The organism is Actinoallomurus iriomotensis (assembly GCF_030269445.1).
Lineage (GTDB): Bacteria > Actinomycetota > Actinomycetes > Streptosporangiales > Streptosporangiaceae > Actinoallomurus > Actinoallomurus iriomotensis.
Map to the genome: position 1 here is coordinate 71,135 of NZ_BSTJ01000017.1, position 20,400 is coordinate 91,534.

27 protein-coding genes are annotated in these 20,400 nt (G+C 70.0%); 15 read left to right on the forward strand and 12 right to left on the reverse strand.

From position 1 onward, the window contains the following. Positions 1 to 2: 2 nt before the first annotated feature. Positions 3 to 746 (forward strand): sulfite exporter TauE/SafE family protein, encoded by a 744-nt coding sequence (locus QSK37_RS46275; RefSeq protein WP_285634906.1) that lies wholly within the window; start codon positions 3 to 5, stop codon positions 744 to 746. Here QSK37_RS46275 and QSK37_RS46280 read toward each other — a convergent pair. Beyond that, the gene (locus tag QSK37_RS46280) at positions 733 to 1,533 is read right to left on the reverse strand and encodes a helix-turn-helix domain-containing protein (protein WP_285634908.1); all 801 of its coding nucleotides are present in this window, start codon (positions 1,531 to 1,533) and stop codon (positions 733 to 735) included. The two genes, QSK37_RS46275 and QSK37_RS46280, sit on opposite strands and share 14 nt — an antisense overlap. Positions 1,534 to 1,621: 88 nt before the next feature. Here QSK37_RS46280 and QSK37_RS46285 point away from each other — a divergent pair, with 88 nt between their 5' ends. The 3 genes from QSK37_RS46285 (at position 1,622) to QSK37_RS46295 (ending at position 3,426) form a co-directional block, all read left to right on the forward strand. Beyond that, the gene (locus QSK37_RS46285) at positions 1,622 to 1,999 is read left to right on the forward strand and encodes a cupin domain-containing protein (protein ID WP_285634910.1); all 378 of its coding nucleotides are present in this window, start codon (positions 1,622 to 1,624) and stop codon (positions 1,997 to 1,999) included. Between the two features lie 88 nt (positions 2,000 to 2,087). Continuing rightward, the gene (locus QSK37_RS46290) at positions 2,088 to 2,339 is read left to right on the forward strand and encodes a DUF8836 family protein (protein ID WP_285584575.1); all 252 of its coding nucleotides are present in this window, start codon (positions 2,088 to 2,090) and stop codon (positions 2,337 to 2,339) included. A gap of 52 nt (positions 2,340 to 2,391) precedes the next feature. Next, positions 2,392 to 3,426, forward strand: coding sequence for an esterase-like activity of phytase family protein (locus QSK37_RS46295; protein ID WP_285634912.1), 1,035 nt, complete (start codon positions 2,392 to 2,394; stop codon positions 3,424 to 3,426). A 1-nt stretch (position 3,427) separates the two neighbouring features. Here QSK37_RS46295 and QSK37_RS46300 read toward each other — a convergent pair whose 3' ends face one another. Continuing rightward, entirely contained in the window at positions 3,428 to 4,321 is an 894-nt protein-coding gene (locus tag QSK37_RS46300; RefSeq protein WP_285634914.1) for a Rieske (2Fe-2S) protein, read from the reverse strand. Between the two features lie 283 nt (positions 4,322 to 4,604). On the opposite strand from QSK37_RS46300, the gene QSK37_RS46305 reads away from it, so the two are divergent. Beyond that, positions 4,605 to 4,820 (forward strand): hypothetical protein, encoded by a 216-nt coding sequence (locus tag QSK37_RS46305; RefSeq protein WP_285584581.1) that lies wholly within the window; start codon positions 4,605 to 4,607, stop codon positions 4,818 to 4,820. A 6-nt stretch (positions 4,821 to 4,826) separates the two neighbouring features. On the opposite strand, the gene QSK37_RS46310 is transcribed toward QSK37_RS46305, so the two are convergent. The 4 genes from QSK37_RS46310 to QSK37_RS46325 form a co-directional block, all read right to left on the reverse strand. Then, on the reverse strand, positions 4,827 to 5,459 hold the full coding sequence (locus QSK37_RS46310) for a class I SAM-dependent methyltransferase (protein ID WP_285634917.1): 633 nt from the start codon (positions 5,457 to 5,459) through the stop codon (positions 4,827 to 4,829). A 144-nt stretch (positions 5,460 to 5,603) separates the two neighbouring features. Further along, complete coding sequence (locus QSK37_RS46315; protein WP_285634919.1) at positions 5,604 to 7,061, reverse strand: catalase; 1,458 nt, start codon at positions 7,059 to 7,061, stop codon at positions 5,604 to 5,606. Continuing rightward, positions 7,054 to 7,509, reverse strand: coding sequence for a Fur family transcriptional regulator (locus tag QSK37_RS46320; protein ID WP_285634921.1), 456 nt, complete (start codon positions 7,507 to 7,509; stop codon positions 7,054 to 7,056). Before QSK37_RS46320 ends, QSK37_RS46315 begins: the two co-directional genes overlap by 8 nt. An 85-nt stretch (positions 7,510 to 7,594) precedes the next feature. Beyond that, complete coding sequence (locus QSK37_RS46325; protein ID WP_285634924.1) at positions 7,595 to 8,749, reverse strand: aminotransferase class V-fold PLP-dependent enzyme; 1,155 nt, start codon at positions 8,747 to 8,749, stop codon at positions 7,595 to 7,597. 70 nt (positions 8,750 to 8,819) lie between these two features. Here QSK37_RS46325 and QSK37_RS46330 point away from each other — a divergent pair, with 70 nt between their 5' ends. Then, positions 8,820 to 9,938: a CapA family protein gene (locus QSK37_RS46330; RefSeq protein ID WP_285634927.1), complete on the forward strand. Its 1,119-nt coding sequence runs from the start codon at positions 8,820 to 8,822 to the stop codon at positions 9,936 to 9,938. On the opposite strand, the gene QSK37_RS46335 is transcribed toward QSK37_RS46330, so the two are convergent. Then, entirely contained in the window at positions 9,903 to 10,859 is a 957-nt protein-coding gene (locus QSK37_RS46335) for an alpha/beta hydrolase (protein WP_285634930.1), read from the reverse strand. The two genes, QSK37_RS46330 and QSK37_RS46335, sit on opposite strands and share 36 nt — an antisense overlap. 115 nt (positions 10,860 to 10,974) lie before the next feature. On the opposite strand from QSK37_RS46335, the gene QSK37_RS46340 reads away from it, so the two are divergent. Beyond that, entirely contained in the window at positions 10,975 to 11,925 is a 951-nt protein-coding gene (locus QSK37_RS46340; RefSeq protein ID WP_285634933.1) for an AraC family transcriptional regulator, read from the forward strand. Here QSK37_RS46340 and QSK37_RS46345 read toward each other — a convergent pair. Then, positions 11,862 to 13,196, reverse strand: coding sequence for a GH1 family beta-glucosidase (locus QSK37_RS46345; RefSeq protein WP_285634937.1), 1,335 nt, complete (start codon positions 13,194 to 13,196; stop codon positions 11,862 to 11,864). The genes QSK37_RS46340 and QSK37_RS46345 overlap by 64 nt on opposite strands. Positions 13,197 to 13,342: 146 nt before the next feature. Here QSK37_RS46345 and QSK37_RS46350 point away from each other — a divergent pair, with 146 nt between their 5' ends. Beyond that, positions 13,343 to 13,894, forward strand: a complete 552-nt coding sequence (locus tag QSK37_RS46350; RefSeq protein WP_285584632.1) for a TetR/AcrR family transcriptional regulator — start codon at positions 13,343 to 13,345, stop codon at positions 13,892 to 13,894. Positions 13,895 to 13,904: 10 nt separating this feature from the next. Next, the gene (locus QSK37_RS46355) at positions 13,905 to 14,705 is read left to right on the forward strand and encodes a PhzF family phenazine biosynthesis protein (protein ID WP_285634940.1); all 801 of its coding nucleotides are present in this window, start codon (positions 13,905 to 13,907) and stop codon (positions 14,703 to 14,705) included. A gap of 3 nt (positions 14,706 to 14,708) precedes the next feature. On the opposite strand, the gene QSK37_RS46360 is transcribed toward QSK37_RS46355, so the two are convergent. From QSK37_RS46360 to QSK37_RS46375, 4 genes are all read right to left on the reverse strand, one after another. Then, the gene (locus QSK37_RS46360) at positions 14,709 to 15,587 is read right to left on the reverse strand and encodes a polysaccharide deacetylase family protein (RefSeq protein ID WP_285634943.1); all 879 of its coding nucleotides are present in this window, start codon (positions 15,585 to 15,587) and stop codon (positions 14,709 to 14,711) included. A 94-nt stretch (positions 15,588 to 15,681) separates the two neighbouring features. Next, positions 15,682 to 16,263, reverse strand: a complete 582-nt coding sequence (locus tag QSK37_RS46365; RefSeq protein ID WP_285634946.1) for a biotin transporter BioY — start codon at positions 16,261 to 16,263, stop codon at positions 15,682 to 15,684. Positions 16,264 to 16,387: 124 nt separating this feature from the next. Continuing rightward, positions 16,388 to 16,735 carry a helix-turn-helix domain-containing protein gene (locus tag QSK37_RS46370; RefSeq protein ID WP_285634947.1) on the reverse strand — a complete coding sequence of 116 codons (348 nt, stop codon included), beginning with the start codon at positions 16,733 to 16,735 and terminating at the stop codon, positions 16,388 to 16,390. 2 nt (positions 16,736 to 16,737) lie between these two features. Then, on the reverse strand, positions 16,738 to 17,262 hold the full coding sequence (locus QSK37_RS46375) for an ATP-binding protein (protein WP_285634950.1): 525 nt from the start codon (positions 17,260 to 17,262) through the stop codon (positions 16,738 to 16,740). 86 nt (positions 17,263 to 17,348) lie between these two features. On the opposite strand from QSK37_RS46375, the gene QSK37_RS46380 reads away from it, so the two are divergent. The 6 genes from QSK37_RS46380 (at position 17,349) to QSK37_RS46400 (ending at position 20,337) form a co-directional block, all read left to right on the forward strand. Continuing rightward, positions 17,349 to 18,233 (forward strand): helix-turn-helix domain-containing protein, encoded by an 885-nt coding sequence (locus tag QSK37_RS46380; RefSeq protein ID WP_285634952.1) that lies wholly within the window; start codon positions 17,349 to 17,351, stop codon positions 18,231 to 18,233. Between the two features lie 5 nt (positions 18,234 to 18,238). Beyond that, the gene (locus QSK37_RS51975) at positions 18,239 to 18,313 is read left to right on the forward strand and encodes a DUF397 domain-containing protein (RefSeq protein ID WP_432705672.1); all 75 of its coding nucleotides are present in this window, start codon (positions 18,239 to 18,241) and stop codon (positions 18,311 to 18,313) included. Positions 18,314 to 18,384: 71 nt separating this feature from the next. After that, on the forward strand, positions 18,385 to 18,714 hold the full coding sequence (locus QSK37_RS46385; protein ID WP_285634953.1) for an immunity 53 family protein: 330 nt from the start codon (positions 18,385 to 18,387) through the stop codon (positions 18,712 to 18,714). 27 nt (positions 18,715 to 18,741) lie between these two features. Then, a complete protein-coding gene (locus QSK37_RS46390) occupies positions 18,742 to 19,170 on the forward strand; it encodes a GNAT family N-acetyltransferase (protein WP_285634955.1) in 429 nt (142 codons plus the stop codon). Positions 19,171 to 19,283: 113 nt separating this feature from the next. After that, positions 19,284 to 20,018 (forward strand): toxin glutamine deamidase domain-containing protein, encoded by a 735-nt coding sequence (locus tag QSK37_RS46395; RefSeq protein WP_285634958.1) that lies wholly within the window; start codon positions 19,284 to 19,286, stop codon positions 20,016 to 20,018. Positions 20,019 to 20,031: 13 nt separating this feature from the next. Next, on the forward strand, positions 20,032 to 20,337 hold the full coding sequence (locus tag QSK37_RS46400; RefSeq protein WP_285635358.1) for a YrhB domain-containing protein: 306 nt from the start codon (positions 20,032 to 20,034) through the stop codon (positions 20,335 to 20,337). Positions 20,338 to 20,400 lie beyond the last annotated feature (63 nt).

Sequence of the window (20,400 nt, forward strand, 5' to 3'; positions counted from 1 at the left end):
CGATGACCCCCCTGCACGCTCTCGCCATCTTCGGCGCAGGGGCCGGCGCCGGCTGCATCAACGTCATCGTCGGCTCCGGTTCTCTGATCACCTTCCCGGTGCTGGTCGCGCTCGGCTATCCGCCGGTCGTGGCGAACGTCTCCAACACCGTCGGTCTCGTACCGGGCTCCGCCTCCGGGGCGTACGGCTACCGGCGTGAGCTGAACGGGCAGCGCGCCCGGCTGGCCCGTCTCGGGCTGGCGTCCGTGATCGGCGCGCTCACCGGCGGCGTGCTGCTGCTCGTCCTGCCGGCCTCGGCGTTCGAGGTGATCGTTCCGGCGCTGATCGGCGTGGCGTGCGTCCTCGTCGTCATCCAGCCGCGGCTGAGCGCCTGGCTGGGCGGCCGGCGCCGGCACCCGCACGGCGGCCCGTGGCTGTGGATCACCGTCCTGCTGAGCGGGGTCTACGGCGGGTACTTCGGGGCCGCTCAGGGCGTCGTGCTGCTCGCGCTGCTCGGCATCTTCCTCGACGAGGACCTGCAGCGCGTGAACGCGGTCAAGAACGTCCTGGCCGGTGTGGTCAACGGCGCGGCGGCCCTGCTGTTCATCGCCGTCGCGCACGTGGACTGGTGGGCGGTGCTGTTCATCGCCGTCGGCTCGACGGCCGGGGGGCTGCTCGGCGCCTCGATCGGCCGCCGGCTGCCGCCGATCGTGCTGCGGATCGTCATCGTCCTCGTCGGCGTGGCCGCCATCGTCAAGATGCTGTGACCCTGCGGCGGAGCATCCGCGCGGTCTCCTCGTCGGCCGGCAGGAACGCCTCCAGCCGCAGCTCGGCCAGCGTGACGTCGACCGCGGTCGCGAACGAGGTCACCGTCGTGACCAGCCGCAGCTCGCCCTCGTCGCAGCGCAGGCGCAGCGGCACCGCGAAGCCGACGTAACCGGGCGCGTCGGGCCCGGACGGCAGCGGCGGCACGTACCCCTCCAGCTCGGCGATGAACGCGTCGAGGCGGTCGTCCGGACTCCTGAGTGCCAGCGCGCGCAGGGCCTCGACGATGTGCCGGCCCCACTCGGGCAGGTTCGCCACGCGCCGCGCCAGCCCGTCGGGGTGCAGCGCGAGCCGGAGCATGTTGACGGGCGGCTCCAGCAGGTGCCCGGCGACGCCCTCGGTGAGCACGGTGACGGCGGCGTTCGCGGCCACCAGCTCCCCGTACGGCCGTACGACGAGGGCCGGGTACGGCAGGTGCCCCTCCAGGACACGGTCGATCGCCTCGCGTACGGGACGCAGCTCCGGAGCGTCGAGGCTGGACTCGGCGAACACCGGGGCGTACCCGGCGGTGAGCAGCAGGGCGTTTCGCTCGCGCAGCGACAGTTCCAGCGACTCGGCGAGGCGCAGCACGATGCCGCGGCCGGGCCGCGAGCGCCCCTGCTCCATGTAGCTGAGGTGCCGCTGCGTCGTGCCGGCGCGCAGGGCGAGCTCCAGCTGGCTCCAGCGCCGCGCCGTACGCCATCGCCGCAGCTCGCGTGCGAACCCGTGGGTCTCCATCACCGTCAGCATGCCCCAGTCCTATCCGGCGGCGGCGCCGCCCGTCGATTCCCCGCCGGGTATTGCCGGGCGGCCCGTGCGGTCCCGAGCATGAGTCGGCATGAGCGAGGACAAGCCCTACACGAGGGTCGTGATCACCGCTGACGGCGGATCCGCGTTCGAGGACGCCGCGCTGGTGCTCACCGAGCGGCGGATCACCGCGGGCGTGCCGCCGATGGCCACCGCGGGGATGGCGGCGTCGAGCGGTGTGACGTATCTGCGCAGCGCGGACTTTGACAGCGAGCCGCACCCCGCCCCGCGGGAGCAGTGGGTGGTGATGGTGCGGGGTGTGATCGAGGTGGAGGTCAGCGACGGCTCCCGGCGGCGGTTCGGGCCGGGCGATCTGGTGCACGTGTCCGACACGACGGGGCGTGGACACGTCACGACCGCCGTGGGGGAGCCCCCGTTCGAGGCCCTCTTCGTGCCCGGCGGGCCCTGAGTCCTCGCCCGGTAAGGCCGCTTCCGGACCGGTTGAACGACTCGCCTGGAGGGTAATAATCGAATAGACGTTCGAGAAGGGTGCGGTCATGAAGGGCGACAGGGTCGAGGTCATGATCGACGCCGGCGGCGCGACGCGCACCTACGAGGTGGTCGCCACGCGCGCGGGCAGGCGTGTCGAGGTCGTCACCCGGCGGGGCGTCGTGGAGGTGACCGAGGTGACCCGCACCGGCACGCCCGTACGCACCGCGCGCTTCATGGCCAGCCGCGTCCTGGCGCTGGTCGAACATCCCTTCAACGACCGCAGGGAGCCTTCCGCCCCCCGGCCCGGCGAGGCCTGAGCGCGCCGATAGCATGGCGCGTGGTCCGCCCACGACGATCTTGGAGTCGGCCATGCGCGTTGCCCCGTCGATCGCCGCCGCCGGTCTGCTGGCGGTCACCCTGCTGACGCCCACGGCGGCCGGTGCCGCGTCCGGCGGCACGACTCACGCCTGCTCCGCGTCGGTGGACGTCGACGCGTTCTCCGACGCCCTCGACAAGACCACCTTCGACGGCGTCTACGTCGGGAACCTCTCGGCCCTCGCCGTCGACCGCGACGGGCGCATCGCGGCGCTGTCGGACCGGTCGTCGCTGTTCAGCCTGGACGCCCGCACCCTGCGGCCGGTCGGCGTCGTGGCCCTCGCCGACGAGAACGGCGCCGCGCTGGACTCCGAGGGCCTGGTCGTCGACCGCGACGGCACCCGCCTGGTCACCTCCGAGGTCGAGCCGTCCATCCGCCGCTACAGCCGGGCCGGGAAGATCCTGGGCCGGCTCCCGGTGCCGGACGCCCTGCGGGTCGCACCGGCCGGGCGCGCCACGACCAACCTCACGTTCGAGGGGCTCACGCTGGAGCCCGGCGGGCGCACGCTGGTCGCCTCGATGGAGGGGGCGCTCTCCGGCGACGACACCGACCTCGTGCGCTTCCAGACGTGGCGGCGCCAGGCGTACGGCCGTGACTTCCGGCTCTCCGCGCAGTACGGCTACCGCGTCGACTCCGGTCTGGGCGTCTCCGACATCACGGCGACGCCGGACGGGCGGCTGCTGGTGCTGGAGCGCGGTTTCACGGCCGGTGTCGGCAACACGATCCGGCTCTACCTCGCCGACCCGCGGCACGCCACCGACGTCGGCCGCACCGAGCACCTCACCGCCGGGCCGGGAGTCCGTCTCATCGGCAAGTCGCTGCTCGCCGACCTCGGCGACTGCCCCTCGCTCGGCGCGACCGCCAAGCAGCCCCAGCCGAACCCGCTGCTGGACAACATCGAGGGCATCACGATCACCGGCCGTGCCCCGGGCGGAGGCCTGCGTCTGTTGCTGGTCAGCGACGACAACCAGGGCTCCCAGCAGATCACCCGGCTGTACTCCCTGACCGTACGGCTGCCGCGCGGCTGACTCAGCGGGCGGGACGCACCTGGATCATGCCGCTCTCCAGGATCCGGGTCTCGAAGGCGGGCTGGCGGCCGGTGGCCGGGCCGTGCACCACGGTGCCGTCGCTGACCTGGAACGTGCTCCCGTGCCACGGGCAGACGACGCAGATCTCGTCGTCCACCCGGATCATGCGGCCCTGGTGCAGCGGCCCGTCGAGGTGGGTGCAGCGGTCGGCGAGCACGTGGACGTCCTCGCCGTAGCGCAGCACGAACAGGCTGATGTAGCCCAGCGTGCGGTGGACCGGCCAGCCCTCGGGCAGCTCGTCCAGCGGGCACAGGTCGTGCCAGCCCAGCGGCCCCAGGTGGGTGATCGACTCGGCGTGGCTGGCGCCCGCGGCGAGCCGGAAGGCCAGGTGGCCGCCGAGGTAGGTGCCGCCGAGCAGCGCGGCGAGCCCGGCGAGGCTCAGGATCTTGCCCTGGCGCGTGCGGCCGCGCAGGCGGGCGAACAGCGACGCGGCGAACAGGCCGGTGGCGGCGGTCGTGCCGATCGAGTGCACGATGCCGACGCGCTGCTGTTCGATGTGGAGCGAGGACCAGTCGGCCGCGCCGGTGAGCGCCACCGGCACCGCGCTCGCCAGCCCGGCGGCCAGCAGCACCTCGGTGGCGCGCTCGGTGTCGGGGAACAGGTCGAGCGCCGACGCCGCCATCCAGCACCCGACCGGGAGGTCGGTCAGCGGTGGATGGGCCGGGTGGCCGAGCGGCACCCCGTGCAGAAGGTCTCTGAGAGTCCCCGGTGGCAGGAGCCGCAGGATGAATCCGGTGAGCCCACGGGCCGGCCGGTCGAGGACATGAGCGTGCTCGAGATCCTCGGCGACCTTGAGTGGGCGGGGGACGGTCAGGGACCTGGAGATCCTACTCACCCGCTGACGGTTCACCGCACCTCCTCGGATGGCTCTGGTTCGGACACTAGCCTGCCGCGCCACCTGGGCACCATGCGGGGTCACGTACAGCCGGTTTCGCTCCTGCGGGCCGCCCACCGGTGCGAATGATTTACACCGTTGTCAGGGGTTCCACGAGATGAACGAAGTCAAACCCGTTAAAGCGTCCGTATTACGGCACCTCGTGGGTCTCGCGTGATTAACGCCGCTCGTTTATCTTTGAAGCGTCCGTGGCGGAAATCTTCCGGCATCCAGGGTGGTAACGATGCGGAGGCTCGAGGCCGAGTTTCCCGGCTGGCGGTTGTGGATCAGCGACACCGGCCGGTGGTGGGCCTTCCGTACGGAGGCATGTGCCCTCACCATCGAACAGCTGCGCGCCGGCTGCCGGCTGATCGTCCAGGCGGACACCTCCGACGCGCTCTACTCCGCCATCCGCGCCGAGATCGAGGCCGAGCGGCGCGTGGCCTCCCAGGCGTCCTGACGACGCTCAGCGGGGTTTGCGCGCGCTCCCGATGATCCGCGGCGCCACGGGGGAGCACCAGGCGGTCGCGGGGAACCGGAAGCCGCGGCAGCGTTCGACCTCGAACACCCGCCGGATGTCCGGCAGCGGGTCGCGCGTGACGTGACACCCGCCCATCAGCCGAGGCCAGACCACGTCGGCTAGCCGCTGTGCGGTGGCGAACGCCGTGTCGTGGCTGCGCACGTGCTCATAGAAGCGGAGCTGCCCGCCCGGCCGCAGCACCCGGCGGAACTCCTCCAGCGCGGCCCGGGGATCGGGCACCGAGCACAGCAGGCCGGAGATCGCCACGGCGTCCGCCGAGCCGTCTTCGGCGGGCAGCCGCGCGGCCGTGCCGTCCACCACCCGCACCCGTACGGGCGCGGTCCGGGCCGCCTCGGTGGCCTGCGCTCGCAGGTGCGGCTCGGGTTCGACGGCCACGACCTCGGAGACCTCCGCCGGGTAGCGCGCGAAGTTCAGCCCCGTGCCGGGTCCGACCTCGATCACCCGGCCGGACAGGCCCGCGAGCAGCTCGTTGCGCAACGCACGGTTACCGCGTTCTTCCTGCCGTGCGGCGATCGGGCCGTACAGGCGAGCGAAGATCGGATTCTCCACGAGTGTCATGTCGCCTGCCTATCAGATACCCGGGGGAAGTGCGGGTCAGTGCGCGTCACACGGCGTGATCACGACCGAACAGAACAGGTAAAGAGCCGGAAAAGGGCGGCCCGCACGTGCGGGCCGCCCCTTCCCTCGGGGGGAGGGGGAGACTCAGCTCCCGTTGACGCCCAGGCCCTTGGCGACGTCGTCGCCCAGGGACTTGGAGACGTTGCGCCAGTACTCCACGACGCGCGTCTTCATCTCGGCGGTGACCTCCGGGCGGGAGGCGTGGCCGACGATGTTGCCCGCGAGGTTGGCGCGGTCGGTGTCGGACATGACGTCGTCGTACAGCGCGCGCGGCTGGCCGTAGTCGTCGTCCTCGGCGTGCAGGGTGTACGCGGCGCGGACGATCTCGCCGGTGACGCTGTAGCTCTCGCCCTCGTACAGCGACGGGTCGGCCTGCGGGCCGCCCACGGTGTTCGGCGCGTACACCGGGTCGCCGTAGTTCTCGTACCGCATGGCGCCGTCCTTGTTGTAGGAGTGGACGGGCACCTTCGGCCGGTTGACCGGGAGCTGCAGGTAGTTCGGGCCGATCCGGTAGCGGTGGGCGTCCGGGTAGGAGAACAGCCGGCCCTGGAGCATCTTGTCCGGGCTCGGCGCGATGCCGGGCACCATGTTGGCCGGCTCGAACGCGGCCTGCTCGATCTGGGTGAAGTAGTCATCCGGGTTCCGGTTCAGCACGAACCGGCCGATGGTGATCGGCGGGTAGTCGCCGTGCGGCCAGACCTTGGTCAGGTCGAACGGGTTGAACCGGTAGCCGGCGGCGTCCTCGAACGGCATGACCTGCACCTGCACCGTCCACGACGGGTGGTCGCCCGCGCTGATGGCCTGGCTCAGGTCGCGAAGGTGCAGGTCGCGGTCGACCGCCGTCCGTTCGGCCGCCTCGGCGTCGGTGAAGTTCTTGATGCCCTGGTCGGTCTTGAAGTGGTACTTCACCCAGAACTTCTCACCGGCGGCGTTGATCCACATGAAGGTGTGGCTGCCGTAGCCGTTCATGTGGCGCCAGGAGTACGGCGTGCCGCGGTCCGACATCAGGAGGGTCACCTGGTGCGCGGACTCGGGACGCAGCGTCCAGAAGTCCCACTGCATGTTGTGGTCGTGCAGGTGGTTGTCGGACCGGCGCTTCTGCGAGTGGATGAAGTCGGAGAACTTCGACGGGTCGCGGATGAAGAAGACCGGCGTGTTGTTGCCGACGAGGTCGTAGTTGCCGTCCTCGGTGTAGAACTTCAGCGCGAAGCCCCGCGGGTCGCGGACCGTGTCGGGGAAGCCGAGTTCGCCCGCGACCGTGGAGAACCGCAGCAGCAGGTCGGTGCGGGCGCCCTTCTGGAAGAGCTTGGCCTTGGTGAACTGGCTGACGTCCTCGGTGATCTCCATGAAGCCGAAGGCGCCGCCGCCCTTGGCGTGAACGACGCGCTCGGGCACCCGCTCGCGGTTGAACTGCGCCATCTTCTGGATCAGGTAGTGATCCTGGAGCAGCAGCGGCCCGTTCGGCCCCACGGAAAGGGAGTCGTGGTCACTGGGCGCGGGAATGCCGGCGTCAGTGGTCGTGATCGGCCTCTGGTCAGTCATGCGTACTTCCTTCCTCAGAGTCCCGACGGCAGTCAGGACAGAAACCCCAGAAGGTGACGTCCGCCTCGTCCACCAGGAATCCGGCGTCATCGGCGGGTTCGAGGCACGGCGCCTCCCCGGCCGTGCAGTCGACGTCCGTGACGCGGCCGCACTGTCGGCAGACGAGGTGATGGTGGTTGTCTCCGACCCGGCACTCGAAGCGCGTCGGGCTTCCCGCGGGTTCGATCCGCCGTACGAGCCCGGTCGCGGTGAACGCGTGCAACGCCTCGTAGACGGCCTGGAACGAGACGTGGCCGAGCCGCTCGCGTACCTGAGAGGTGACCGCGTCGACGTCCAGATGGTCGCCGGCGCGCACCGCGTCGAGGATGGCGAGCCGGGCGGCCGTCACCCTGAGCCCGGCCGAGCGCAGCTCGGCGGCGGCCCCGTGCGGGTGTCCCGTGTCCTTCACATGACCGAGCGTATGCGCTAAACCTGAATCATTCAAGACAATGAGCAATATCAGTTTCTGTGCCCGCCGGGCGCTCGACCGCAGGTCAGAGGGCCTCGACGAGCCGGGAGATCTCCTCCTCGGTGTTGTAGTAGTGGACCGACGCGCGGACGCGGGGCGGTGGTGTGGCGCCTCCGTCGTACCGGTAGGTCTGCGCGGACAGCCGTACGTTGATCTTCTGGCGGGCGAGCGCGGCGACGATGTCCGCCGACGCGTGGCCCTGCCGGGTGAAGGTCACGATGCCGGACCGGCGCGCGCCCCGGTCGTGGACCGTGACGCCGGGCACCTCGGTGAGGGCGCTGCGCAGCGTCTCCGCGAGCGCCGTCACCCGCCGTTCGATCTCCTCCGTCCCGAGCGCCAGGGCGTAGTCCGCCGCCGCCCCGAGGCCGAGCTGGAGCGCCGCCGACCGTTCGTAGCTCTCGAACCGGCGGGCGTCGTCGCGCATCGTGTAGGAGTCCGGCCCGGTCCACTCGGCGCTCCGGTCGTCCAGGAAGGTCGGGGCGATCCGCTCCAGCGCGGCTCGCCGTACGTAGAGGAAGCCGACGCCGCGCGGTCCGCGCAGGAACTTGCGGCCCGTGGCCGACAGGAAGTCACAGTCGATCTCCTCCACGTCCACCGCGAGCTGCCCGACGGACTGGCAGGCGTCGACGAGGAACAGCGCACCGGACGCGCGGGTCAGGCGGCCGATCTCGGCGACCGGGTTGACCAGCCCGTCGTGGGTCGGCACGTGGTTGACCGCGACGAGCCGTACGTCGTCGTCCAGCGTGGCGGCGAGCGCGTCGAGGGAGACCTGGCCGTGCTCGTCGTCGGGCAGCACCTCGACCTTCAGGCCGCGGTCGCGGGCGGCGTGCAGGAAGGCGATCGCGTTGCTGCCGTACTCGCTGGCGGAGGTGAGCACCCGGTCACCGGGCCGGAAGCGGGTGCCGTAGAAGGCGGTGTCCCAGGCGCGGGTGGCGTTCTCGGTGATGGCGATCTCGTCCGGGTGGGCGCCGACGAGCCGGGCCAGCGAGGCGTACGCGCCGGTCAGCCGGTCCGTAGCGGCGTCGGCCGCCTCGTATCCGCCCATCAACGCCTCGGCGTCGAGGTGGGCACGGATCGTGTCCAGTACCGGCCGCGGCTGCAGCGCGGCCCCGGCGTTGTTGAAGTGGACAACCTCCGCGCAACCCGGTGTTTCCCCACGAAGACGTGCAATATCCAGCAAAACGCCCCTCCTGGTACAACGGCCTTCCCGCACGCTACGTGGCCGCGAAGAGGCGTCAAGGGCCCCGGACGTGGCATTCTGTGCGATCTACCCCGAGGTGGTGAACGTGATGCGGCGATTCCCGCTGCCTGTCGCCGTGGCCGTTGTGGTCACCCTGGCGGCCGGCGCGGCGGCCTGTAGCGACAAGAGCGACGCCAACATGCCGCCGATGAAGCTGACCCCGTCGGCGTCCGGTTCGCCCTCGGCGCGGGTGGAGGCGGCCAAGGAGCCGATCACCATCGCGTTCGCCGGTGACACGCACTTCTACGCCCAGCTCTCCTCCCGGCTGGCCACCCCGAGCACCGCGCTCGGGCCGACCATCCCGTGGCTCAAGAGGGCCGACTTCACGATGGTGAACCTGGAGACGGCGATCACCACGCGAGGGACGAAGGCGCCCAAGCAGTACAACTTCCGCGCTCCGGCCAGCGCGTTCACCGCGCTGAAGGCGGCCGGCGTCGACGTGGTGTCCATGGCCAACAACCACGGCATGGACTTCGGCGAGGTGGGGCTCGCCGACTCGCTCGCGGCGATCAAACGGTCCGGCTACCCGGTCGTCGGCATCGGCAAGAACGCCGCCGAGGCGTACAAGCCGTACTACGCGACGGTCAAGGGCACCCGGCTCGCGGTGATCGGCGCGACCCAGGTGCTCGACGACAACCTGATCAGCGCCTGGTCGGCCACGAACACCCACGGTGGGCTCGCCTCGGCCAAGAACGCCCCGCGCCTGATCCAGGAGGTGCGCAAGGCGCGCAAGCAGGCCGACGCGGTCATCGTCTACCTGCACTGGGGTCAGGAGCTCGAGCCCTGCCCGCTGCCGCGCCAGAAGCACCTCGCGAACCAGCTCGTGCACGCGGGCGCGGACGTGATCGTCGGCGGCCACGCCCACATCCCGCTGGGCGGAGGGTTCTTCCACGGCCGCTACATCGACTACGGCATGGGCAACTTCTTCTTCTACGCCGCCAGCGGCAAGACCGCCGACACCGGCATCCTCGAGGTGACGCTCAGCGGGCGCAAGGTCCTCAAGGCGCAGTGGCGGCCCGGGACGATCTCCGGCGGCGTGCCGCGGCTGCTCACCGGCGCCGCACGGGTGCAGGCGCTGACCAAGTGGAACGCCCTACGACGCTGTACGGGGCTGACCGCTCGGCCCTGAGGCGGCGGCGAGGTGGTCTCCGTAGAAGGCCGTGAGCCTGTCGACGGCCCGGCCGACGGGATCGGGCCGGTCGTACAGGTCATAGTGGCTCGCGCCATCGATGACGAACAGGTCCTTCTCGCAGGTCGCCCGCTGGAACAGTTCGTGTCCGTCTTCGTACGAGCCGAACTCTCCGATTCTGTTCCCCACGATGATCTGCAGGGGTTGTGTCAGCAGTTCTTCTACGAGATGAAAGGCGTCGAACGCCAGAACCGACGCGACGCTCGTGAAACGGAGCCGGTTGGACGCGCGCTCGTGCCGGCCTCGCGGAGTCCGGTAGTAGTCGACGGCCTCGAGCGAATCGAGGCCGGTGATGCCGGCCTCTTCCGCCTCTTTCGGGCTGTCGGGAATCCAGTTCGTGATCAGTGGCTCTCCTCCGCGGGCCTCGATCGTCCGCTGCCTCCCGACCGCTTCCAGCATCTCGATCCCGGAGCCCGGGCCGCCGGCCGTCCGGCGTGCTCGGCCGATGTTGACCGCCACGACCGTGCCGACCGCCTTGATCCGGTGTTCCGTCATGGCCGCGTTGACCGCGTATCCGCCTCCTGCGCAGATGCCGAGTACGCCGATCCGGTCCTCGTCCACATGGTCCAGGGTCGTCAGGAAGTCGACGGCGCATCGAATGTCCTCCACACGGGCGGCCGGGTCCTCCGCGTATCTCGGTTCGCCGCCGCTTTCGCCCTGGAAAGAGGCGTCAAAGGCAAGCGCCACGTATCCGTTCTCCGCCATGTGTCCGGCGTAGACGCCCGCCGTCTGCTCCTTCACGCTGCTGCCCGGATGGACGCAGACGATCGCCGGGTATCTCCTGCCCTCCTCGAAGCCGGCGGGAAGATGAAGGATCCCCGCGATGTCGCGGCTTCCGTTCCTGAAAGTGATGTGCCTCATCGCGGACCTTGCTTTCGGGTATCGAGGTTCACTGTCGCGAAGGCAAGTCTGGTCGCGCCGATGTGGACTTTGAATGCTCCAGAGTGGCGAATTCTTGCGCTAGAGTCCGATGGTGATGCCCGATCCCCTCTCGGAGATGCTCGCGCTGGTCAACGCCCGCTGCCTGATCTCGGGCGAGCTCCGGGCCGGTGGAGAGTGGGCGTTCCGGTTCCGGCCGGACGCTCCGGTCAAGCTGGACGCCGTCGTCCGGGGCTCCTGCTGGCTGATCGTCGACGACGGCCCTCCGTCGCGACTCGTCGCCGGAGACGCCGTCGTGCTCAACGGTGTCGGCTCCACGGTGCTCTGCAGCGATCCACGGCTACGCCCGGCCGAGGCAGCGGAGATCCGCACCTCGGAGCAGGATCACCGTGGCCGGCCCGGCAGCGGCGACGACGTCGTGATCATCGGCGGGCACGTGGATTTCGACCCGGCCGCGGCGAGCCTCTTCACGTCGGCTCTGCCCGGCGTGACCCACGCGAGCGCGGCCAGCACCGAAGCGGCGGAGATGCGTCGCCTGCTCGAACAGATCATGGCCGAGACCGCGAGCGACAATCCGGGCGCACGCTTCGCCATAGATCAGCACGCGCAGCTCCTCCTGCTCCAGGTCCTGCGCATCGGTCTTCGGGGCGAGGCCGTCTCACATCCCGGCTGGCTTCGCCTGCTCGCGGATCCACGACTGCGTCCGGCCGTATCTCTCATGCACGCCGACCCCGGTCGCGCCTGGGGGCTCGCCGACCTGGCCACGGCGGCAGGGATGTCGCGCAGCCATTTCGCCCACCGGTTCCGCGAGGTCTCGGGTCAGCCCCCGCTGACCTACCTGTCGCACTGGCGTGTCCGCCTCGCGGAGCGAGCGCTACGCGAGACCGACACGACGGTCGCCGCACTGGCCGAGCGCCTCGGGTACGCATCGGAGAGTTCGTTCAGCCACGCCTTCACCCGCATCGCCGGCGTGTCCCCGAGCCGCTACCGACGGCGGGGCCGGCCGTCCGGCCCCGAGGCGGCGATCAGGTCGCGATACCACGCGTAGGAGGCGCGCGGCGTGCGCCGCTGGGTCGCGTAGTCGACGTGGACCAGGCCGAACCTCGGGTGATACCCCTCGGCCCACTCGAAGTTGTCCAGCAGCGACCAGACGTAGTAGCCGCGCACGTCCACGCCGTCGTTCATCGCGGCCCGTACGGCGTCGACGTGGGCGGACAGGTAGTCGATGCGCGGCCGGTCGTCGAGCGCCTCGTCGTAGGAGCAGCCGCTCTCGGTGATCTGGATCGGCGGGAGCGCGTCGCCGTACCGGCTCTTCAACGTGGTCAGCAGCCGGTGCAGCGCGGCGGGGACGACCGGCCAGCCCATCCCGGTCACCGGCGGCGCCCCGGGCACGTCGGTCATCGCGAACGGCAGCTCGTCACCCTCGGCGGGCGCCGCGACGCCGACCGGGTTGTAGTAGTTGACGCCCAGGACGTCGATGGGCGCGGAGACGACCGCGAGGTCGCCGTCGTGTACGTGCGGCAGGTCCACGCCGAGGTCCGGGTAGCCGCCGCGCAGGATCGGGTCGGTGAACTGCCAGTTCAGCAGGTTGTCGAACGCCTGGGTGGCGGCGGCGTCCTCGGGCCGGTCGCTCGCCGCCCGCCCGGGCGTGTAGTGGTTGGCGATCCCGACCGACCGGGCGCCGGCGCCGCGCAGCGCCTCCACGGCGAGGCCGTGCCCGAGGAGCTGGTGGTGCGCGACGGGCAGCGCGCCGAGCATGAGCGTCCGGCCCGGGGCGTACACGCCGAACGCGTACCCGTAGGCCATGACGACCATCGGCTCGTTCAGCGTGATCCACAGCGCGACGCGGTCGGCCAGCCGTTCGGCGACGATCGCGGCGTACTCGGCGAACCGGGCGGCCGTGTCGCGGTTCAGCCACCCACCGGCGTCCTCGAGCGGCTGAGGCAGGTCCCAGTGGAACAGCGTCGCCGTGGCGTTCAGGCCACGCTCGGCCAGCCCGTCCACGAGCCGGTCGTAGAAGTCCAGGCCCTTGGCGTTGACCGGCCCGGAGCCGTCCGGCTGCACGCGCGGCCACGCGATGGAGAACCGGTACGCCCGCGCGCCGAGGCCGGCGATCAGGTCGAGGTCCTCCGGCCAGCGGTGGTAGTGGTCGCAGGCGACGTCGGCGGTGTGCCCGTCGCGGATCCGTCCCGGTGCGCGGCAGAAGGTGTCCCAGACCGACGCGCCCCGGCCGTCCTCGCCGGTCGCCCCCTCGATCTGGAACGCCGCGGTGGCGACACCCCACTGGAACTCGGACGTCGACCCCCGTACCGGCGTCATCGCGACCTCCCGGAAATGTGAGGAGGTTTCGGATCCTACGGGGCCGGTGTGCCACTGGAAAAGGCATGATTGTACGTGTGACGACGGATACCTCGGCACTGAGACGCAGGCCCGCTCAGCGACGCAGCGCCGAGCGGGTGCAGCGCATGCTGGACGCCTGCGCGGACATCCTGGACGAGAACGGCTACGACGGCCTCTCCACGACCAAGGTCGCCCAGCGCGCGGACGTCGCGATCGGCTCGGTCTACCAGTTCTTCCCCGACAAGCGGGCGATCGCGCAGGAGCTCGCGCTCCGCAACCTGGAGATGTTCGGCGAGCGGGTGGCCCGCGGCCTGGCCGAGGGCGGCTTCCCGCACTGGTACGACGCGGTCGGCACGGTCATCGAGATCTTCGTGGACATGCACCGCACCGTCCCCGGCTTCCGCGTGCTGCGCTTCGGCGACATCGCCGACGTCCGGCTCCTCGACGGCGGCGCGGAGAACAACGCGGTCGTCGCCGACCGGCTGCGCGGCCTGCTGGTCGAGGCGTTCGAGGTGCCCGACACCGAGGAGTTCTCCCGCGCCCTCGCGGTGGCCGTCGAGGCCGCCGACGCCGTGCTGAAGCTGGCCTTCCGCACCGAACGCGACGGCGACCCGGCTCTGCTCGCCGAGGCGGAGCAGCTCATCACCGGTTACCTGGCCCGCCACTTCGAGTCCTGAGCGTCGTACCGTGATCGTGCATGCCTGTCTGCGCGACGGCCGGGGCGGCAGCCCGACCGCCGTCGTGCCGGACGGTCCGTTCACCGACGACGAGCGGCGCGCCGTGCCGGCGGCGTGGAGCGCCTCGCATGCCGTGTTCTTCTCCGTCCGCGACGGGCGGGTGGCGCTGCGATTCTTCACCGCCGAGGGCGAGCTTCCCGCCTGCGGCCACGGAACGGTCGCGGCGCTCGCGGTTCTCGCCGAGCGGTCCGGTCTGCCGGAGTACCGGACCACCCTGTACGCGGGCGGGCGCTCCTTCAGCGGCCGGGCCGTGCGGCGGTCCGAGGGGTTCGAGGCGTCGTTCGATCCGGGCCCGGTCACGCTCCGGGTCACCACCGCACGAGAACGCGACCTGGTCCTTCCCCTCTTTCCGGCGGTCGCCGGGCCGGCCGTCGTCGCCTCCGTGGGACGGCCCCGGATGCTCATCCCGGTCCCCACCCGCGCGGACCTGGCCGCCCTCGCTCCCGACCTGGACCGGCTGCGCGACGCCTGCGACCGTCTCGGCCTGCTCGGTTGCTACGTCCATACCGTCCCCACCGCGGACGGGCACGCCGCCGCACGCATGTTCGCCCCGTCGATCGGCGTTCCCGAGGACATCGCCAACGCCAACAGCACGGGCTGTCTGGCCGCCCACCTGTCCCACCAGGGCTTCACCACCGTCACCGTCGACATGGGCGACGCCGTCGGATCCCCCTCCTCCATCACGGCCGAGACCGGCCCGGGAGGTGCCCACCTGTACGTCGGCGGCGTCGCCGCCCTCGGCACGCGATGAGTCTCACCGCGTCTCGGCGGAGGTGCGCACGTAGTGCTCGGCGATCTCGTCGCTCGTGGTCACCCATGCGTCGGGTCGTCCGGCGAGGTACTCCAGCGCCTGGTCGAGATACTTGGCCCGGAACGCCTGGCCGGTGACGAACGGGTGCAGGGCCAGCGCCATCACCCGGCCGCTGTGCGCGGAGTCGGCGCTCAACTGCTCGTACTGGTCCTTGACGATCTGCACGAACTCCGGCCCGGTGGTGCCCTTGCCGAAGAGGTTCAGGTCGTTGAGCTCCACCGAGTACGGGACGCTGATCATGCCGGGCACGTTCAACCGGTAGGGCTGGTCGTCGTTGGTCCAGTCGAGCACGTACGACAGACCGAGTTCGGCGAGCAACTCGGCGGTGTTGAACGTCTCGGTCAGTCCTGGTCCCATCCAGCCGTGCGGCCGGCGGCCGGTGGCGGCGGTGATGGTGTCGACGATCTCGGTGAGGACGCAGCGCTCCTCGTCGCGGTCCATGCCGGTGTGGAGGATCGAGTTGGTCCGCCCGTGCGCCAGCCAGGCCCAGTCCCGGTCCAGGCCCGCCTTGATGATCTGGGGATAGTGGTCGGCGACCTCGGAGTTCAGCAGCACGCTCGGCCGGATGCCGTGCCGGTCGAGGCTTTCGATCGTGCGCCAGATGCCGACCCGTACCCCGTAGTCGCGCCAGCCGTGGTTGAGGGCGTCGGGGACCAGGTCCACCGTGCCGGGCCAGATGCTGGTGGACGGGCGGTCGATCAGGAAGTGCTCGATGTTGAGCCCGACGTAGACGGCGACTCTGGCGCCGCCGGGCCAGCTGATCGCCGGCTGCTCGGTGATCGGGCTGTAGTCGAAGAGCTCGTTCTCCGTGGTGTTCGTCATGCCGGGACGGTAAGACTTCACACCAGTGTGAGGTTCAAGCCCGGCCTCAACGCGAAACGGCCCGGCGAGATCCGCCGGGCCGGTTCACCGAAGATCAGCGGCGCACGAGTCGCCACGCGGCGGGCAACAGACCCGCGGCGAGCAGCACCTTCAGCGCGTCACCGATGAGGAACGGACGGACGCCCATCGAGAGGGCGGCGCCGAAGCCGGAGTGGGTCATGGCCATCAGCCACGGCACGCCCACGGCGTAGATGAGCACGGTGCCCAACGTCATCGTCAGGACGGTGCGCAGCGGCGACCGGTCACCGCCGCGTGCGGCCAGCGCACCCACGACCGCGCCCGCCAGCACGAATCCGAGGATGTAGCCGTACGAGGCGAAGTGCCAGCCGGAGGGGGCACCCGGGGCGAACCACGGCACGCCGAGCGTGCCGGCGAGCGCGTACAGGGCCATCGAGATGGCCGAACGGTTCAGCCCGAGCGCGGCGCCGGAGAGCAGCACGGCGAACGTCTGCCCGCTCACCGGCACCGGGGTACCCGGCAACGGCACACTGATCTGCGCGGCGATACCGACGAACACGGCCGCGCCGACGACGAGCGCGACGTCACGGACCAAGCGGCCCGGGACGAGGTCGCCGAGCACCGCCGGACGTGCCACTGCAGCCTGGGGGTTGGACACGTGGAACCTTCCTTTCGAGGGCCAACCGGACAATTGTCGCTCTACCTCGTGAGGAAGGCGCGTGGCGGCCCCGCCAAAGATCCGTGCTCGGCCTTTGTCCGGCCCGTACGGCGGCGTGCCCTGGTCAGTACGGCCGGTGCCGGTCGTTCGGGCCACGCAGGGTCGTACGGCGCATGAGGATGCGGCGCATCGCGCCGTAGCCGCAGTCGAAGCGGTCCGCGACCTGGCGGATCGACCAGCCCTGCTCGTACAGGCGCACCGCGTCCTGCTCCCTGCGCTCGCGCTCGGGATCTTCGCGGTCCGCGCTCTCGCGGAAGGCGAGGACGTCGGCGCGGCGGTAGCGCCGGTGGCCGCCGGGGGTGTGGAGCGCCGGCTTCAGCGCGCCGATGCGAGCCCACCAGGCCAGGGTCGGCACGCTGACGCGGAGCAGCCGGGCGGCCTCCCGGGGAGTGAGCAGGTCGTCGTCGTGCATCCCTACGCACCCCGGCCGATCGGAACCTCGAACCAGACCGTACGGCCGCCGTCGTGGCAGGAGGTGCCCCAGCGGCCGCCGCTCAGCAGGTCGATCAGGTGCAGACCGCGGCCGTTGACGGCGTCCGGACCGTCGTCGGCGACGTGCGGGACTTTCGTCCGTGAGCCGGCGTCGGTCACCGCGACGCGCATTATGCCGCGAGTGGCGGAAACGACGAGCGCGACGGTCCCCGGATCGCCGTACTGGACCTGACGGCCGGAGTCGGAATGGCAGATCGAATTGGTCACCGCCTCGCATGCCATGAGCACGACGTCATCGGCGATTTCCGCGTGATCGTCGGCGAGCAATTTACGGAGCCAGTGCCGCGCCGGCGCCACCTCCGCAGGTAGGCCGACGATGTCGAGCGCCCCCAAAATGACGGTGGCCATCGATATCCTCATTTCCCGGTGCGTGATGTGCTTGAGTGAAGCAGTTGACGAAGGCGCTCTGCAAGGCTTCACCAGGAGTAGCTCAAAACGATCACGCATTTGACGTATGTCATTGCTAATCGAGGGCTCCGAGGCTTTCAAAACGAGTGAAAGACATCCCCCATAGCGAGTGAGAGGCGGATCCAATGACCGACGGACCGACGGGCTCGACGGTGCCACGCAGACAACTCGGTCGCCATCTACGCGAACTGCGCAATCGGGCACGTCTCACCGTAAGAACGGCGGCGGACAAGCTGGAGTGGTCCGAGACCAAGCTCTGGCGCATCGAGACCGGCCAGACCTCACTCCGCAGCCTCGACGTGGAAGCGATGTGCCGCGTCTACGGCGCCCCGCCGGACGTCACCGAGGCACTGATGGCCCTGGCCAAGGAGACCAAGGCCCGCGGCTGGTGGCACGCGTACGGCGACGTCATCAGAGACAGCCTGGATCTGTATATCGGCCTGGAGGAGGCCGCGTCGCAACTCTCCTGGTACACGTCCGAACTGGTACCGGGACTGCTCCAAACCCCCGACTATGCCCGGACGTTGATCCGCGCCCACTACCCGCACGCAAGCGAGGAGGACATTGAACGGTTGGTCCAGGTACGTATCGCGCGCCAGTCACTCCTTACCAGGGGCACCGCGGGGCCTACCGTGAAGGTAGCGTTCAACGAAGCAGTCCTACGTCGTGCGGTCGGCGGCGAGGAGGTGATGGCGGGCCAGCTCGAACGGCTCATCGCGGCGACGAACCAGCCGAACGTGTCCCTCCGCGTCGTTCCCTTCGAGACGGGCTTCCACGATGGGCTCCTGTCCGGGCCGTTCGTCATGATGCGATTCCCGACCACGGGTGACGGTCGGGAGATAGAGCCGCCCACGGTCTATGTGGACGGCTTCACCGGTGCCTTGTATCTCGACAAACCCGAGGAGATCGAGCGCTACGACATGGCGTTCAACGCCATCTGGACGTCGGCGCGCAACGAAGCCCGAAGCATGAGTTTCCTTCACGAAGCAGCAAGGGAGTTCAAAACGTGAACGAGATGGCGGAGTGGCGAAAGAGCAGCCACAGCAACGGCGGAGGCGAATGCGTCGAGGTGGCCGTCGTCACGGCATAGGCCTGTTGCTGCCCCTCGGCCTCGGCTGAGGGGCAGCAGCGCCCGGTCGGACCGGCGCCTACTCTCGCGGCATGGCCCCCGACCTTCGGTATGACCCCGACCGGCCCGACGTGTGGACCTGGCTGCAGGCCTGGTACGTCGCCCAGTGCGACGGGGACTGGGAACACGGCCACGGCATCACCATCGCCACTCTCGACAACCCCGGCTGGCAGGTGACCGTCGACCTGACCGACACCGGCCTCGCCCCCGACACCTACACTCGCCGCGAGGCGCACCGCAGCGAAGACGACTGGTGCGTGACCTGGACCGACGACACCACCTTCCAGGCCGCCTGCGGCCCCGCCAACCTCGCCGAAGCCCTCCACGAGTTCCGCCTCTGGACGACGGGCCCAGCCGCCTGACCTCGTCGGCCGTGAGACCGTCGCAGGGTGGAGCTCGAGATCGAATATCGCTGGCGTGCGGAGTTGTCCGACGAGGCGCTGGTCGTGCTGACCGCGTCTCACGGCGGCCGGGTGCAGCCGGGGTGGTGGGAACGGATCCGCGAGCACAGTCTCGGCTGGGTGAGTGCGCATCGTGACGACGCGACCTTGATCGGCTTCGCCAACGTGGCGTGGGACGGCGGTGACCACGCGTTTCTTCTCGATCCCAAGGTGCGGCCGGACCACCAACGCCTGGGGATCGGGACCGAACTCGTCCGTCGGGCGGCGGCGGCCGCCAGCGACGCCGGCTGTGAATGGTTGCACGTGGACTTCGAGCCGCACCTGCGCCGCTTCTACTTCGACGCATGCGGATTCAGGTCGACCGACGCCGGTGTGATGTACCTCCGCAGCCGGGCCGGCTCTTTCGGCCTTCATTGACAAGCGCTTATCCCTGCCCTAGACCTTTGAAGAACGACCGTGTCGTCCGCGATTGGTGAAGCGATGCCAGGGGGCTTTCCGCCGTGTCACGGGGCTGCGCCGGACGGTGACCGATGACCGAGGGGCGGCTGTTATCAGAGGCGAGCGCGGGGATTTTCCGCCGTGTCCTGCCGTTCTTCAAGCGCGTCGCTCGGCCGAATCGGTTGGACAACGAAGCGGCCGGAATCGACGACTTCGGGAAGTTCAGCGACGTACGCCGGGGCAAGGTGCCGCTCGCCGAACTGCGTCCGCAGCGCGTGGAGATGTTCGACCGGGCCGCCGCGCCGCTGACAGAGGCCGAGCAGGCGGCGATGCGGGAAGCGCACGCGAAGGTCAGTCGCGTGCTGGAAGAGGCCGGAGACCGTCCCCTCTCCGCCTTGGACCTCCGGGTCGCCGTGAGACAGGTGAACGCGACGAGAAGTGTCAATCTCGACACCCTCAGAAGCATGCGAAACTGCCCGGAGGCCGCGCTGGCCGTCGACGACATCCTGCGCGGCAGGCCCGCTGTCGCCGGTCCGCTGCAGGGCTCGATGACTCCACTCGCGCGAGGCGTCTACCGAACGCGTGCCATCGAGACCTACGGTGGGCTGAGCGGGCTGGACGGCGTGGAAGACATGATCCGCAGCAATCCGGGATCGCGTGGCATCATCATCGCGCACGATGGGCCTGGGCGGAACCATATCTTCAACGTCGCCAATGTGAATGGGCGGCTGACCTACCTTGATGGCCAGTACGGGTCGGTCCTCGAAGAGACCCGTCCGGTTTACGTCGACAATTTCAAGGCGTTCGACTTCTATCGCACGGCATGAGGCGGTGTTGGCAGTGATAAGCAGAGACGAGGCGGATCGTATCGCCCGGGACTACGTCGCCCGGGAGTTTCCGCCTATGGAGGGCGCTGAGGACATCGTCATCGACGACGCGGCCACCATCGAAAGGCCGTACGGCTGGCTGTTCACCTGCGCGACCGCGACCTATGTGAGAACCCGTGACCCGGACCAGGGGCTGGCCGGGGTGGGACCCCTGCTCATACTGCGCGAGGACGGCCGGCTCATCCCGTACACGTCGATCTACACCAATGAAGCCGCACTTCGGGAGTATGAACAGCAGCACGGCGTGGAGCTCGGGTGACTCCACCGAACGGCTGATGCCGACGACTGAGCCAGACCGCTACTTCCGCACCGGCATTGTCAC

Bases quoted from the DNA above. Each gene is read 5' to 3' on its own strand.
- QSK37_RS46275 (WP_285634906.1), top strand. From the start codon at position 3: ATGACCCCCCTGCACGCTCTCGCCATCTTCGGCGCAGGGGCCGGCGCC.
- QSK37_RS46280 (WP_285634908.1), bottom strand. From the start codon at position 1,533: ATGCTGACGGTGATGGAGACCCACGGGTTCGCACGCGAGCTGCGGCGA.
- QSK37_RS46285 (WP_285634910.1), top strand. From the start codon at position 1,622: ATGAGCGAGGACAAGCCCTACACGAGGGTCGTGATCACCGCTGACGGC.
- QSK37_RS46290 (WP_285584575.1), top strand. From the start codon at position 2,088: ATGAAGGGCGACAGGGTCGAGGTCATGATCGACGCCGGCGGCGCGACG.
- QSK37_RS46295 (WP_285634912.1), top strand. From the start codon at position 2,392: ATGCGCGTTGCCCCGTCGATCGCCGCCGCCGGTCTGCTGGCGGTCACC.
- QSK37_RS46305 (WP_285584581.1), top strand. From the start codon at position 4,605: ATGCGGAGGCTCGAGGCCGAGTTTCCCGGCTGGCGGTTGTGGATCAGC.
- QSK37_RS46310 (WP_285634917.1), bottom strand. From the start codon at position 5,459: ATGACACTCGTGGAGAATCCGATCTTCGCTCGCCTGTACGGCCCGATC.
- QSK37_RS46315 (WP_285634919.1), bottom strand. From the start codon at position 7,061: ATGACTGACCAGAGGCCGATCACGACCACTGACGCCGGCATTCCCGCG.
- QSK37_RS46335 (WP_285634930.1), bottom strand. From the start codon at position 10,859: ATGAGGCACATCACTTTCAGGAACGGAAGCCGCGACATCGCGGGGATC.
- QSK37_RS46340 (WP_285634933.1), top strand. From the start codon at position 10,975: ATGCCCGATCCCCTCTCGGAGATGCTCGCGCTGGTCAACGCCCGCTGC.
- QSK37_RS46345 (WP_285634937.1), bottom strand. From the start codon at position 13,196: ATGACGCCGGTACGGGGGTCGACGTCCGAGTTCCAGTGGGGTGTCGCC.
- QSK37_RS46350 (WP_285584632.1), top strand. From the start codon at position 13,343: ATGCTGGACGCCTGCGCGGACATCCTGGACGAGAACGGCTACGACGGC.
- QSK37_RS46360 (WP_285634943.1), bottom strand. From the start codon at position 15,587: ATGACGAACACCACGGAGAACGAGCTCTTCGACTACAGCCCGATCACC.
- QSK37_RS46370 (WP_285634947.1), bottom strand. From the start codon at position 16,735: ATGCACGACGACGACCTGCTCACTCCCCGGGAGGCCGCCCGGCTGCTC.
- QSK37_RS46375 (WP_285634950.1), bottom strand. From the start codon at position 17,262: ATGCGTGATCGTTTTGAGCTACTCCTGGTGAAGCCTTGCAGAGCGCCT.
- QSK37_RS46380 (WP_285634952.1), top strand. From the start codon at position 17,349: ATGACCGACGGACCGACGGGCTCGACGGTGCCACGCAGACAACTCGGT.
- QSK37_RS46385 (WP_285634953.1), top strand. From the start codon at position 18,385: ATGGCCCCCGACCTTCGGTATGACCCCGACCGGCCCGACGTGTGGACC.
- QSK37_RS46395 (WP_285634958.1), top strand. From the start codon at position 19,284: ATGACCGAGGGGCGGCTGTTATCAGAGGCGAGCGCGGGGATTTTCCGC.